Raw genomic sequence first — 13,793 nt, forward strand, 5'->3', positions numbered from 1 at the left:
TCGGCGACGGAGACAACATTCGACATGAATCGCAAGACACTGCTTTCGCTGCTGGCCCTCTCGGCCCTTTCGACCTTCACGCTGGCGCCGACCGCCGCGCTGGCACAGGGCACGGCCGCCTATCCCAACAAGCCGATCCGCCTGATCGTTCCCTTTCCCCCGGGCGGTGGCACCGACATCCTGTCGCGCATCGTCGGCCAGCGCCTGACCGAAGCCAACAAGTGGACCGTGGTGGTCGACAACAAGCCGGGCGCCGGCGGCACCATCGGCATCACCGAAGCGGTGCGCATGCCCGCCACCGGCTACGAGATGGTGATGGGCCAGAAGGACAACCTGGCCGTGGCGCCCTGGCTCTACAAGGGCCTGAGCTACGACCCCTCGAAGGACCTGACGGCGGTGGCGCTGGTGGCCGAGTCGCCGCTGGTGATCGTCACCGCGGCCAACTCGCCCTTCAAGAACATGGCGGACGTGATCGCCGCGGCCAAGGCCGCGCCCGACACCATCACCTACGGCAGCCCGGGCAACGGCACCACCATTCACCTGGCGGGCGAGATGTTCAAGATGGACGCGGGCATCAAGATCACGCACGTGCCCTACAAGGGCTCGAACCCGGCCGTGATCGACACAATGAGCGGCACGGTCTCGATGATGGTGTCGTCCATCCCCTCGGCGATCTCGCAGATCAAGGCCGGCAAGCTGCGCGCGCTGGCCGTGACCTCGGCCAAGCGCAGCATCAGCCTGCCCGACGTGCCGACGATTGCCGAATCGACCCCGCTCAAGGACTTCGACGTGAGCTCCTGGTATGGCGTTTTCATGCCGGCCAACGCGCCGAAAGACGTGGTCGCGACCGTGAACGCGGCCATCAACAAGCAGTTGGCGCTGCCCGAGGTCCGGGAGGCGATCCACGCTCAGGGCGCCGAGCCGCGGCCGCTCACGCCCGAGGCCTTCGGCGCGCTGGTCAAGGCCGACCACGCCAAGTGGAAGGGCATCGTCGCGGCTTCCGGCGTCAAGGTCGAGTGAGGGCCCGCGGGTCGATGTCGGCACCGGTCCCCGCCTGATGGGCACCGCATTCCAAGCCCTGTCGCTGCCGGGCGTGATGCTCTGGGGGCTGGTGTTCTTCGGCGGCCTGTACCTCGGCTTCGGCACGCTCACCTGGCTGCTCACGCAGCGCGTGCTGCCCGCCCTGGGCATCGGCCGCGTGCTCGATCCGCGGCCGGTGCGCGCCGAGCAATGGCGCCGCGAGTTCACGCAGTCAGGCCTGTCGGTGCTGATCTTCGGCCTCGGCATGGTGTTCCCCTGGGGGCTGCTGCAGTTGGGCTGGGCCCGGCTCGCGGTCGATGCAAGCGGCTGGCAGATCGCGGCCGAGATCCTGGTGCTCGCGGTCTGGAACGACGTGCATTTCTGGATCAACCACCGGCTGCTGCACACCCGGCCGCTGCGGCGCTTTCACGGGCCGCACCACCGTTCGGTGGTCACCACGCCGTTCTCCACCTACAGCTTCCACCCGATCGAGGCGCTGATGCTCGGCAACGTGATCCTGTGGCCGATGCTGGTGCACGACTTCAGCTTCTGGTCGCTGGCGTCGGTGCCGGTATTCAGCCTGTTCTTCAACTGCATCGGCCACGCCAACTACGACTTCTTCACCCGCGTGTCCTACGGTCACTGGTTCGCCGCGAGCCGGCGCCACCATCTGCACCATGCGGCGCACGCGGGCAACTACGGCTTCCAGTTCACTTTCATGGACCGGCTGTTCGGCACGCGCCTGCCGGCCGATGCGGCCGACGTGCAGCTCGAAGCCTTCCGCCGCAAGCAGGCGACACAAGGGCCCGGCGCCTGAACCGCGCACGCATGCCGCGCCTGCGCCATTTCCGAGACTGGCAGAGCCTGGCCTACCTGGCAGCGCTGCCCGCGCTCGCGGCCTGGCAATGGCTGCACGGCTTCTGGTGGCCGCTTTATGCGCTGATGCTGTTTCTCACGCTCGGCATCGGCGTGATCCACCACAACCACACGCACCTGCGCATGTGGCATGGGCGCCGGGCCAACCGCGTGACGGATCTGTTCATCACGCTGCTGCAGGGCCACCCGACTTTCGTGTTCTGGCCGGCGCATGTGGCCAACCATCACCGGCATCGGCACGGCGAACACGACATCGCGCGCACCTACCGCTTCGGCGGTGACACCAACCACCTGCTGGGCTACCTGCTGCATCCGCTGCAGGCGGGCTGGGTGCTGTACCCGCACATCCTGGGCTGGCTCGCGGCATTGCGCCGGCGCGGCCCCGGTGCCTTCCGCTACTGCCTCGTGCAGTACGCCGTGTGGCTGGGCTCATGGGCGCTGCTGCTGGCGATCGACTGGCGCCGGGCGCTGCTGTTCGTGATCGTGCCGCAACTGCACGGCCTGCACTGGCTGCTGGCCACCAACTACCTGCAGCATGCGCACGCCGACGGGCGCGCGCGGCGCGAAAAAGTCGCACCAGGCGATACGCATCGGGGCGCGCTGAACTACGCGCGCAACTTCGAGGGGCTGGTGAACCCGCTGTTGTTCAACATCGGGCTTCACACCGCTCACCACGAGAACCCGCATGCCCATTGGTCCGAACTCACCCGACTGCACCGCGACACCTACCGCGCCCGCGTCGACCCCGCGCTCAACGAAGGCGGCCTCTTGCCGTACATGTTCCGCGTGTTCGTGCTCGGCGCCGTCGTGCCGCACTTTCGCAGCCGCTCGCTGATGCCCGCACGCCCCGTCGTCGACCCTTCCTTGCACTGAATCCCATGCCCGTTCCCTTTCAACGCGTCTACCTTCAAAGCGCCGGCAGCTTCCTGCCCGGCGAGCCCGTCGACAACGAGCGGATGGACGACTACATCGCACCGCTCAACCGCATGTCGCAGCGCATCAAGCGCCGCATCCTGGCCGAGAACGGCATCCGCGCGCGCTACTACGCGATCGATGCCGAAGGCCGCACCGTGTTCAGCAACGCGCAGCTCGCCGCGGGCGCGATCCGCGACTGCCTCACGCGCGGCGGGGCCGACCTGACGCAGGTGTCGATGCTGGCCAGCGGCTCTTCGGGCGGCGACGCGCTGATGCCCGGCTTCGCCAACATGATCCAGGGCGAACTCGCCGCACCGCCGATGGAGACGCTGTCGGTGCACGGCATCTGCGCGGCCGGCGTGGGCGCGATCCAGGCCGCCGCGCAGGGCATCGAGCTCGGCGCGCACCGCAGCGCGCTCGCGGTGGCCGCCGAGATGCCCTCGCGCCTGTTCAAGCGCTCGCGCTTCGCCGCCCGCGGCTACGAGACCGACTTCGACTCGCACTTCCTGCGCTGGATGCTGTCCGACGGTGCGGGTGCGCTGCTGCTGTCCGACGGCGCGGCGCTGGCCGGCGCCAAGGGCCTGAAGCTCCGGCTCAAGTGGGTGCACCAGCGCGCCTTCTCGGGCGACTACCCGGTCTGCATGCAGCTGGGCCTGACCGAGGACCGCGAACGCGGCCACCTCGACTTCGGCTCCTGGGCCGAGGCCGAGGCCGCCGGTGCGCTGTCGCTGCGCCAGGACATCCGGCTGCTGCCGCACCTGTTCGACATCGGCATCCACGAATACGCGCAACTGGTGAAGGACGGCTGGGTCGATCCGGCGCGGGTCGACCATTTCCTGTGCCACTACTCGTCGGAGAAATTCATCCCGGTGGTCGAGGACCTGATGGCCAAGGCCGGCCTCGCGATCCCGCGCGAGCGCTGGTACAGCAACCTCGCCTGGCGCGGCAACACCGGCGCGGCCTCGATCCTGGTGATGCTGTCGGAATTCCTGCAGACGCGCACGCTCAAGGCCGGCGAGCAGATCTTCTGCTACGTGCCGGAATCGGGCCGCTTCATGGCCGCCTACATGCTGCTCGAGGTCGAGGCGGCCGATGCGCCGCCGGCCGCGCTCGCCGCGCCTCAAGCCAAGGCGACCCCGGCCGAAGACGAATTCATCGCGCCGCCGCACGATCCCGGCGCCGCGCCCGACGGCCTGCGCGATCTGCTCACCGAACTGGCCTCGATCTGGCACGACTACCGCTCGCAGGTCTGGCGCACGCCGCTGGTGCGCAAGATCCGCGAGCGCCGCTTCGCCGTGCCCGACTACCTGAACTGGATGGCGCAGTGGGTGCCGCAGGTGCGCGAGGGCAGCCTCTGGATGCGCGAAGGTGCGGCCTCGCTGACCGGCGACTACCAGACGCTGGCCGCGCTGATCGACGTGCACGCGGGCGAGGAGCAGAACGACTTCCAGATCCTGTTCGACGACTACCGCAAGGCGGGCGGCCCGGTGAGCGACATCGCGCAACTGCGCCGCAACCCGGGCGGCGAGGCGCTCAACGCCTACCTGCACGGGCTGGCCGCGACGCCCAACCCGATCGGGCTGCTGGGCGCGATCTACGTCATCGAGGGCACGGGCCAGCGCATCGTGCCGGCGTTGCTGCCGTTGTTGAAGGCGTCCTTGAAGCTGCCGCCCGAGGTGTTCCGCTTTCTCGAGTATCACGGCCACAACGACGAGCACCACCTGAGCCGCTGGCTGATGGCCGTCGAGATGGTGATGGCGATCGACCCCGGTGGCGATGCGCCGCGGAAGATCATCGAGACCGCGCGTCACACGGCGGCCCTGTATCTGATGCAGTTCCAGCACATCACGCAAGGATGAAATGAGCCGTCACCCGATTCCGGAATTCCTGTCGAAGCCCCACGACGAACGCGACCCCAGCCCCTGGCGCGCGCTCTATCTGGACCAGAGCACGCCGCTGCCGGACGACGTCAAGTCGGCCTGGCTGGCCGATTCGAGCTCGGCCTCGCGACAGTTCCTGCTGCCCTTCCTGCGGCCGCTGGCGCGCGCCTTCATCATCCTGTTCCAGATCGTCAAGGTGTTCGTGCCGCGCAACTGGTCGCACTCGGGGCTGCTGCATCGCTTTTTGGCCTGGGGGCTCCAGCACTTCGTATCGCCCGAGGCCAACTGGCTGATCCTGCGGCACTTCCACCTGGGCTCGCAGGTGCTGGCCTTCATCGGCGCCAACTCGCCGGTGCCGGTGGCCACCACGCCGCTGACACCGATGGACATCGCCGCGCTCAAGGACGACACCTTCCTCAAGCACGACCTCAACCTCTTCAACTTCGTGATCCGGCTCAACACGGCGCTGCGCGAGAAGGGGCTGGAGCTGCGCAAGCCCGAGCACGTCGATTTCTCGATGATCCGCGACCCGGGCCTGAAACTGGAGGACATGCCGCACGGCAAGCTCAACTTCCTCGACCTGCAGAGCGCGATCGAGCTGTTCACACCGCTCTACCAGCTGATGCTCACCGACAACGATTTCTGGCGCGCCGCCAACTCGCTGCAGCTCGATGAGACCATCGGCATCTACGCGGCCACGCTGCTGGCGGCGCCCGAGCATCTGGTGCTGGTCAACAACAAGCACCCGCTGGTGCCGCTGTCGACGCTGCGCGCCGGTTACCGGCTGGTGATCCACGGCCTGTCGACCGAGATGCTGCACAGCCTGCTCGCCCGCTTTCGTGCGGCGCAGGAGGAGGGCGTGGCCGTCAACACGACCAGCGGGCCGGCCGACGCCGGCTGAGCGGTCTTACTTCTTGGCGGCCGGCGGCAGGTCTTTCACCGCGGCCAGCATCTTCTCGACGTGCTTGGCCGGGTTCAGGCTCTGGTAGTAGAAGGCGACCGCGCCGTTGGGTGCGATCACGTAGGAGATCCGGTTGGCATACTCGGGCCGCGTCTGCATCAGCGCATCGAAGGACTTGCTGATGGCGCGCGTCTGGTCCGAGGCCACGGGGAATTTGCCCTGGCAGGCCTGGCTGGAGAATTTCGCCAACGTTTCCGGGTCGTCGGTCGAGACGCCGATCACGGTCGCGCCGGCGTTCTTGAACTCGTCGATGGCTTCGGCGAAGGCATGGGCCTCCATCGAACAGCCGGTGGAGAATGCGGCCGGGAAGAAGTAGAGCACCACGGGGCCCTTCTGCAGCGCTTCGCCCAGCGAGTAGGTGAAGGGCTTTCCATCGAGGGCCGCCGGGGCGCTGAACCGGGGGGCCGCCTCACCGATGTCGAGCGCGGCAGATGCCGGCTGCGAGACACCGAAAGCGAGCATCATCAGCGGTATGACAAGAAATTTGGGAGCCATCGGCAGCATGTTTTCATCCCCGGAAAAACGATGATGCGCATCTTAGTCCGACAGATCGCGGCGCGCTGCGCCGCCTGGCTGGCCCTGATGGGTGCCGTGGTCCTGCTGGCGGCCTGCGGCGGCTTGCCGATCGCCAAGCAAATGCAGCCCACGTTGTCGCGGCCGGTCGACCCGACCACCCCCTTGGCGAAGATCGTCCAGGCATCGACGCCGCCGGGCGAACATTCGGGCTTCCGGCTGATGCCGCTGGGCGTCTATTCGCTCGACGCACGCATCGAACTGGCTCGGCGCGCCCAGCGCACCATCGACGTGCAGTACTACGTGCTCGCCAACGACGGCGCGGGCGGACTGCTGCTGCGCACCCTCAAGGAAGCGGCGCTGCGCGGCGTGCGGGTGCGGTTGCTGGTCGACGATCTCTACACCGTCGACACCGACCAGATGCTGCTGGCCCTCACCGCCACGCCCAACGTCGAGGTGCGGCTGTTCAATCCCTTCTGCTGCGCGCGCGGCAGCCTGGCCGGCCGCTTCGCCGCCTCGGCCTTCGACGTCCTGCGGCTCAACCACCGCATGCACAACAAGCTGTTCATCGCAGACGGCGTGATGGCGGTGGCCGGCGGGCGCAACATCGCCGACGAGTACTTCACCCTGAACAGCGCGCAGAACTTCATCGACATGGACGCGCTGGTGGTGGGCAAGGTGGTCCGGGAGCTGGAGGTGATCTTCGATCTCTACTGGAACAGCGACGAGGTCTACCCGATCGCCGCCATCGTCCAGCCGTATGCGGGGACGATGGCCATGGCCAGCGATTTCGATGCTCGCGTCGGCATGGGCGCGCCGCCCCCCAAGGTGGTGCTGCCGCCGGCCGACGTGCTGGGCTACGGCCCGATCGGCGAGGAGTTCGATGCCGGCCAGGTCGGCTTCCTCTGGGGGCAGGCCGGCGCGGTGGCCGATCCGCCGGCCAAGCTGCGCTACATGACGGCCGACGAGGCCTTCTCCACCAGCGTCACGGCGCACTTCTGGGAGCAGTTGCTGCGCGCCGAGAACGAGGTCGTGCTGACCTCGCCCTACATGGTGCCGGGCGAGCGCGGCATGGAAGGCTTCAAGCAACTGCGCGAGTGGGGCGTGAACGTCACGCTGCTGACCAATTCGCTGGCGGCCAACGACGAGCCGCTGGTGCACAGCGGCTATGCGCGCTACCGCAAGCGGCTGCTGGAGCTGGGCATCGACCTCTACGAACTGAGCCCGGAACGCACCACGCGCAACAAGCGCCTGGGCGTCTTCGGCAGTTCCTTGGGACGGCTGCATGCCAAGACCGCGGTGGTCGACAAGCGGCGGGTGTTCATCGGTTCGGTCAACCTCGACCCGCGTTCGGCCACGCAGAACACCGAGCTGGGCATCTCGGTCGACAGCCCCCAGCTGGCACGCGAGATGCTGCGCATCATCAACATCAGCAAGCTGGAGAGCGCCTACCGCGTGCGGCTCGACGGATCGGGCGGGCGGCTGGAGTGGCTGTCGATGGACGACGAGAAGGAACTGATCCTCTACGACGAGCCGGAGTCGACCTGGCGCCAGCGCTTCCTCATCAACCTCTTCGGGCCGCTGGTGCCCGAAGAGTTGCTCTAGGCTACTTCTTCAACGTCACCTCGACCCGCCGCGCCTCGGCGGGCGGTCCGTCGGCCTGGGCCTGCGCGGGCTTGGCCAGCTCGACCTTGTCGGCCGGCGCACCCGCGGCCTTGAGCGCCTCGCCCACGGCCTCGGCGCGCTGCCTGGCGAGGTCCGCGTTCTTGGCCGGATCGCCGCTGGCGTCGTGGTAGCCGCTGACCAGCGCGGTGCTGCCGCTCTGCACGGCCTTGACCACATCGGCCAGGGCTTCGCGGCCGCCCGGTGCGACCTCGGCCTTGCCGGTCGCGAAGTAGAACTTCACGATGCCGTTCTCCACCTTCACCAGCGCGCTCTCGGCCGCGGCAGCCGGTGAAGCCGGCGCCGCGGCAGGGGCCATGGCCGCGGGGGGCGTCACCGGGGCGGCAGCCACTTCGCCGCCATGGAACTTGACCACCAGCGGCACGATCAGCAGCGCCACGATGTTGATGATCTTGATCAGCGGGTTCACGGCCGGGCCGGCCGTGTCCTTGTAGGGGTCGCCCACGGTGTCGCCGGTGACCGCGGCCTTGTGCGCCTCGGAGCCCTTGCCGCCGTGGTGGCCGTCCTCGATGTACTTCTTGGCGTTGTCCCAGGCGCCGCCGCCGGTGCACATCGAGATCGCGACGAACAGGCCGGTGACGATGGTGCCCATGAGCAGGCCGCCGAGTGCCTTGGGGCCCAGCAGCAGCCCGACCACGATCGGCACCACCACCGGCAGCAGCGAGGGGATCATCATTTCCTTGATGGCTGCGCCGGTCAGCATGCTCACGGCCTTGCCGTACTCGGGCTTGGCCGTGCCTTCCATGATGCCGGGGATCTCGCGGAACTGGCGCCGCACTTCCTCCACCACGGCACCCGCCGCGCGGCCCACGGCCTCCATCGCCATCGCACCGAACAGGTAGGGGATCAGCCCGCCGATGAACAGGCCGACGATCACCATCGGGTCGCTCAGGTTGAAGCTGATGGCCTGGCCGTAGCTCTCGAGCTTGTGGGTGTAGTCGGCGAACAGCACCAGCGAGGCCAGGCCGGCCGAGCCGATCGCATAGCCCTTGGTCACGGCCTTGGTGGTGTTGCCCACCGCATCGAGCGGGTCGGTCACGGCGCGCACGCTGGCGGGCAGTTCGGCCATCTCGGCGATGCCGCCGGCGTTGTCGGTGATCGGGCCGTAGGCGTCGAGCGCGACCACGATGCCGGCCATGCTGAGCATGGCCGTGGCCGCGACCGCGATGCCGAACAGGCCGGCGAGCGAATACGAGGCCAGGATCGCGATGCAGACGAAGATCACCGGCCAGGCCGTCGAGCGCATCGACACACCCAGGCCCGCGATGATGTTGGTGCCGTGGCCCGTGGTCGAGGCCTGTGCGATGTGCTGCACCGGCTTGTACTGGGTGCCGGTGTAGTACTCGGTGATCCAGACCAGCGCCGCGGTCAGCGCCAGGCCGACGAAGCAGGCACCGAAGAGCTTGAGCTGGCTGCCGCTGGCGGCGATGGCGTTGTCCGGCATGATCCAGCGGGTGACGAACCAGAAGGCGATCAGCGACAGCACGCCGGCCACCGCGAGCCCCTTGTAGAGCGCGGGCATCACGTTGGTCATGCCCGGCGAGGCCTTGACGAAGAAGCAGCCGACGATCGACGCGATGATCGACACGCCGCCCAGCGCCAGCGGGTAGAGCACGGCGTTGACCGGCGCGGCCGTGACCATCAGCGCGCCCAGCACCATGGTGGCGATCAGCGTCACCGCATAGGTCTCGAACAGGTCGGCCGCCATGCCGGCGCAGTCGCCGACGTTGTCGCCCACGTTGTCGGCGATCACCGCCGGGTTGCGCGGGTCGTCTTCCGGGATGCCGGCCTCGACCTTGCCCACCAGGTCGGCGCCCACATCGGCGCCCTTGGTGAAGATGCCGCCGCCCAGCCGGGCGAAGATCGAGATCAGCGAGGAGCCGAAGGCGAAGCCGATCAGCGGGTTGAGCAGCGCTGCCAGGCCCGGGCCCTGTGCCGGGCTGTGGCCCACGAGGAACCAGTAGAAGCCCGCCACGCCCAGCAGCCCGAGCCCCACCACCAGCATGCCGGTGATGGCGCCGCCGCGAAAGGCCACGTCGAGCGCCGGGCCGATGCCTTGTGTCGCGGCCTGGGCGGTGCGCACGTTGGCGCGCACCGAGACGTTCATGCCGATGAAGCCGCAGGCGCCCGAGAGCACCGCGCCGATCACGAAGCCGACGGCGGTGGTGGCGTCGAGGAACAGGCCGATCAGGATCGCGAGCACCAGGCCCACGATGCCGATCGTGCGGTACTGCTTGGCGAGGTAGGCGGCGGCGCCTTGCTGGATCGCCGCCGCGATCTCCTGCATGCGGGCGTTGCCGGGGTCTTTCGCGAGGATCCAGCTGCGGGCCCAGAAACCATAGCCGACGGCGACGAGGCCGCAGACAATGGCGAGGACGAGAGGGGTGTTGCCAATCATGCCTTGCATCTCCATTCGTTCGTTGTGACTTGTGGAGACGAGAGCCCGGCCCGGTGCGCAACGCGTACGGGTCAAGGCTGCCGTCGCGTTGCTTCCTCGAAGCCTGCACCGTGGAACGACACAGACCGATTGGCCAACGGCGGCAATTTACAGGCAAATGCCGCGGCGTGGTGCGGTCGGGGCGGGCCACGAAAGTAAACTTCGGGTTTGTCCGAATCCACCCCCAACTTTTCACTACACCGCTAAAACCATGTCCTTCGACAAAGTTTCCCCCGGCAAGAACCTTCCCGACGCCTTCAACGTGGTCATCGAGATCCCGATGAACTCGGACCCGATCAAGTACGAGGTGGACAAGGAATCGGGCGCGCTGTTCGTCGATCGCTTCATGACGACCGCGATGTACTACCCCGCTAATTACGGCTACGTGCCGCAGACGCTGTCGGGCGACGGCGACCCGGTCGACGTGCTGGTGATCGCCCCGTACCCGCTGCTGCCGGGCGTGGTGGTGCCTTGCCGTCCCCTGGGCATCCTGATGATGGAAGACGAGGCGGGTGTCGACGGCAAGGTGCTGGCCGTGCCCACCACCAAGGTGCTGCCGATCTACAGCCACTGGAATTCGATCGACGACGTGAACCCGATGCGCCTGAAGGCCATCAGCCACTTCTTCGAGCACTACAAGGACCTGGAAGCCGGCAAGTGGGTCAAGATCCTCGGCTGGGAAGGCATCGATTCGGCCAAGAAGGAAATCCTGGACGGCATCGCCAACTACACGAAGTAATCCGGCGTCGCACAGACGAAGCGCCACCGCCCCCTCGGGGCCGTGGCGCTTTTTGCTGCCTGTCGGTTCCCGGGTGCGCGCGAAACGCGCCCCTACAATCCATCGCCTTCACCGCTCCCTCTCGCCTCTGTCGCCATGCTGTTTCCCACGGTCGAGTACGGCCTCTTCTTCCTGCTCGTGCTCGCGGTGGCCTGGGGACTCTGCCGATGGCTGGACGCGCACAAGGCCTTCCTGCTGATCGCCAGCTACGTCTTCTACGGCTTCTGGAACTGGGCCTATGTGCCGCTGCTGTTCGGCATCTCGCTGTTCGCGGGGTTGGTGGCGCAGCGCATCCAGCGCAGCGAGGACGCGAAGGTGCGCAAGCGCTGGCTGGTGTTCGGCGTGGTGGTCTGCCTCGCGGTGCTGGTCCATTACAAGTACACGACCTTCCTGCTGCTGGCGCTGATCGACGCCTGGGGCGCCTTCGGCACGCCGCCCGCGCTCCAGCTCGACAGCGTGGCGCTGCCGCTCGGCGTGTCCTTCTTCGTCTTCCACGCGATCTCGCTGCTGGGCGATGTGTATCGCCGCAAGCTCAAGCAGGCAGTGCGCATCCCCGACGTGCTGCTCTACGTGGCCTTCTTCCCGCAGCTGATCGCCGGCCCGATCCTGCGCGCCTCGCAGTTCATGCCGCAGCTGCTGGAGCGCCGCCGGCCCGATGCGGTGCGCGTGAACCGCGGCCTGATGCTGATCGTCGTGGGCCTGTTCAAGAAGGTGGTGGTGGCCAACCTGCTGGCCACGCAGCTGGTCGACCCGGTGTTCTCGAACCCGCGCATCTACGGCGGCTGGGACATGCTGCTGGCGGTGTACGGCTACGCGGTGCAGATCTACTGCGACTTCTCGGGCTACACCGACATCGCGATCGGCTGTGCGCTGCTGCTGGGCTACCGCTTCCCGCGCAACTTCGACGCGCCCTACGTGTCGGGCAGCCCGCAGGAGTTCTGGCGGCGCTGGCACATCTCGCTGTCGACCTGGCTGCGCGACTACCTCTACATCCCGCTGGGCGGCTCGCGCGGCGGCCCCTGGCGCACCAGCCTCAACCTGATGGCCACGATGCTGCTGGGCGGCCTGTGGCATGGCGCGGCCTGGACCTTCGTGGTCTGGGGCGCGCTGCATGGCCTGTACCTCGTGATCCACCGTGTCTGGGCGGCCTTGCCCTGGCCGGCGCTGGTGCGCTGGCGCACGACCGTGGCCTGGCGCTGGATCGCGCGGCTGCTGCTGTTCCATGCGGTGTGCGCGGCCTGGGTGTTCTTCCGTGCGCCCAGCTTCGACCTGGCCTTCGCTGTCTTCGGCCGGCTGGCCGAGCCAGGCGTGCTGACGCTGGCCACCGGGCCGGTGCTGATCGCGCTGACCCTCGGGCTCGCAGGCCAGTACGTGCCGCGCCGCTGGTTCAACGCACTCGAGCTCGGCCTCGGGCGCTGGCCCGCGCTGCTGCGCGGCGGCGCGCTGGCCACGGCCGTGTTCGCGATCGACCTGCTGGGCCCGACCGGGATCGCGCCCTTCATCTACTTCCAGTTCTGAGCATGGCGCCGATGACCCGCTCTTCCTCGCCCAGCATGTTGCGCCGCGTGCTGCGCAACGACCGCCGCCAGCTGGCGCTGGTCGCGACCGGCTTCGTGCTCGTGATCGCGCTGCTCGAATCGCGCGGCCTGATCGTCTGGGCCGACCGGCTCGAGGTCGGCCCGCTGCAGCAGCACCTGGCGCAGGGTGCGCGCGCGCTCGACGGCGCGCTCACGCCGCTGGGCATCGCGGCCTGGCGACCACGCGCGCTCGAGACGCTGGCGCGCAGCGGCTGGAGCGACATGCCGCAGGACGATGGCAAGGGAGCGCCGCCGGCGATGGTGGTGGCGACGCAGGCACCAGCACCGTCGCCGTCGCCCGCAGCGTCAGCGCCCGTGGCGGCTCCGACCCAGGCGCCGCCGACTGCGCCTGCCGTGGCCGTGGCGCCCGCTGTGGCGGTGGCGCCTGCAGCGGTTCCGCCGGCCGGCCCGGTCGAGGCCTTGCCCGTGGCCCCGGCGTCGCAGAGTGGCACCGCGCTGACGCCGCTGCCGCAGGCCACGGCCGCACGGCCGCGCATCGTCGCACTGGCGGGCGATTCGGTGATGGCCGTCGGCCTGAGCGCGCAGCTCCAGCGCGATCTCGCGCCGTACCGCGACAGCATCGTCACGCTCAAGGCCTACCGCTCGGCCACCGGCCTGGCCCGGCCCGAGGTGTTCGACTGGCTCAACGAGTACCCGCTGATGCTCGAGCACCGGCGGCCCGACGTGGTGATCGTCGCCATCGGCGCCAACGACGGCCAGGGCTTCGTCGAGGGCGGCAAGGTCAAGGCCTTCGGCACGCCCGAGTGGCACGCGGTCTATGCCAAGCGGATCGCGGACTATCTGGCCCTTCTGGCGCGCGACGGCGCCCTGGTGCTGTGGCTGCAGCTGCCGCCGATGAAGTCGGCCAAGTTCAATGCGCGCATGGAGACCATCAACGAGATCGCGCGCGAGGCCGTGGCGCGCGAGCCGCGCGCCATCTGGTGGAACCCGATGGGCCGCATCGCCGACGCCAACGGCGCGTTCCGCGAGTTCGGGCTGCGGGCCGATGGCAAGAAGACGGTGCGGCTGCGCGAGGCCGACGGCATCCATCTGTCCGACGAGGGCGCCGGGCTCATCACGCCCGACCTCGTGCGCTGGCTCAACCCTGCGCCACCGCCGCCGTCAGCTCCGCGCAGCGGTTCCTGAAGAGAAA

General features: G+C 68.4%; 11 protein-coding genes. 9 read left to right on the forward strand and 2 right to left on the reverse strand.

The annotated features are described in order from the left end of the window. Positions 1–24 precede the first annotated feature (24 nt). From ACSFBC_RS11870 to ACSFBC_RS11890, 5 genes are read left to right on the forward strand one after another with little or no spacing between them, the layout of a single operon-like run. Positions 25–1,020 carry a Bug family tripartite tricarboxylate transporter substrate binding protein gene (locus ACSFBC_RS11870; protein ID WP_435510519.1) on the forward strand — a complete coding sequence of 332 codons (996 nt, stop codon included), beginning with the start codon at positions 25–27 and terminating at the stop codon, positions 1,018–1,020. Between the two features lie 37 nt (positions 1,021–1,057). After that, positions 1,058–1,837, forward strand: a complete 780-nt coding sequence (locus ACSFBC_RS11875; protein ID WP_435510520.1) for a sterol desaturase family protein — start codon at positions 1,058–1,060, stop codon at positions 1,835–1,837. An 11-nt stretch (positions 1,838–1,848) separates the two neighbouring features. Further along, complete coding sequence (locus ACSFBC_RS11880; protein ID WP_435510521.1) at positions 1,849–2,769, forward strand: fatty acid desaturase; 921 nt, start codon at positions 1,849–1,851, stop codon at positions 2,767–2,769. Positions 2,770–2,774: 5 nt separating this feature from the next. Then, complete coding sequence (locus ACSFBC_RS11885) at positions 2,775–4,670, forward strand: iron-containing redox enzyme family protein (RefSeq protein ID WP_435510522.1); 1,896 nt, start codon at positions 2,775–2,777, stop codon at positions 4,668–4,670. Position 4,671: 1 nt separating this feature from the next. Next, on the forward strand, positions 4,672–5,592 hold the full coding sequence (locus ACSFBC_RS11890) for a DUF6999 family protein (protein ID WP_435510523.1): 921 nt from the start codon (positions 4,672–4,674) through the stop codon (positions 5,590–5,592). 6 nt (positions 5,593–5,598) lie between these two features. Here the strand turns inward: ACSFBC_RS11890 and ACSFBC_RS11895 are convergent, their stop codons facing one another. Continuing rightward, entirely contained in the window at positions 5,599–6,117 is a 519-nt protein-coding gene (locus ACSFBC_RS11895) for a peroxiredoxin (protein ID WP_435510524.1), read from the reverse strand. A 63-nt stretch (positions 6,118–6,180) separates the two neighbouring features. On the opposite strand from ACSFBC_RS11895, the gene ACSFBC_RS11900 reads away from it, so the two are divergent. Beyond that, complete coding sequence (locus tag ACSFBC_RS11900) at positions 6,181–7,770, forward strand: phospholipase D family protein (RefSeq protein WP_435510525.1); 1,590 nt, start codon at positions 6,181–6,183, stop codon at positions 7,768–7,770. Between the two features lies 1 nt (position 7,771). On the opposite strand, the gene ACSFBC_RS11905 is transcribed toward ACSFBC_RS11900, so the two are convergent. Further along, the gene (locus tag ACSFBC_RS11905; protein WP_435510526.1) at positions 7,772–10,246 is read right to left on the reverse strand and encodes a sodium-translocating pyrophosphatase; all 2,475 of its coding nucleotides are present in this window, start codon (positions 10,244–10,246) and stop codon (positions 7,772–7,774) included. A gap of 250 nt (positions 10,247–10,496) precedes the next feature. Between ACSFBC_RS11905 and ppa the strand changes: the two genes are divergently transcribed. The 3 genes from ppa (at position 10,497) to ACSFBC_RS11920 (ending at position 13,786) form a co-directional block, all read left to right on the forward strand. Continuing rightward, a complete protein-coding gene (ppa, locus tag ACSFBC_RS11910; RefSeq protein ID WP_435510527.1) occupies positions 10,497–11,024 on the forward strand; it encodes an inorganic diphosphatase in 528 nt (175 codons plus the stop codon). 135 nt (positions 11,025–11,159) lie between these two features. After that, a complete protein-coding gene (locus ACSFBC_RS11915; RefSeq protein WP_435510528.1) occupies positions 11,160–12,581 on the forward strand; it encodes an MBOAT family O-acyltransferase in 1,422 nt (473 codons plus the stop codon). Positions 12,582–12,592: 11 nt separating this feature from the next. After that, entirely contained in the window at positions 12,593–13,786 is a 1,194-nt protein-coding gene (locus ACSFBC_RS11920) for a DUF459 domain-containing protein (RefSeq protein WP_435510529.1), read from the forward strand. The last annotated feature ends 7 nt before the right edge of the window (positions 13,787–13,793 follow it).

Source organism: Variovorax frigidus (assembly GCF_051216515.1).
In the GTDB taxonomy this organism is placed as follows: Bacteria; Pseudomonadota; Gammaproteobacteria; order Burkholderiales; family Burkholderiaceae_C; genus Variovorax.